1 protein-coding gene is annotated in these 300 nt (G+C 34.7%); it reads right to left on the bottom strand.

The window, feature by feature from the left end; all coding sequences use genetic code 11:
• Positions 1-300, bottom strand: a 300-nt coding sequence (locus J3477_RS22410) for a hemoblobin-interacting domain-containing protein (protein ID WP_443092732.1), incomplete at both ends; no start/stop codon positions are given.

The following is a 300-nucleotide window of genomic DNA, read 5'->3' as shown; positions in this document are numbered from 1 at the left end:
TGAAGCTGAATTCTTGTTAGAAGTAATTGTAATTCTAACAGTGTGGTTTCCAGAAGTTAGATCAGTCTTAGAATAAGTAATTTTTTGGAACTCAGAAGTAGCTGAATATGTATCAGCAGTATAAGCAGTTCCATCGATAGTTATATTAGCAATACCTCTATTAGGATTAACAGGCTGAGCCCATTTAAAGCCTGTTCCAGTAAATGAAAATTCAATATAATTGCCAACAGTAGTTGAGTAAACAGCAGTTCCACCACTGTGAGAAGCATTAGAATCCTTAAGCCAATTACCAACAAACTT

This window comes from Clostridium zeae, from assembly GCF_017312485.1.
GTDB lineage: Bacteria > Bacillota > Clostridia > Clostridiales > Clostridiaceae > Clostridium_AR > Clostridium_AR zeae.
This window is presented reverse-complemented; position numbering and strand designations above follow the sequence as displayed.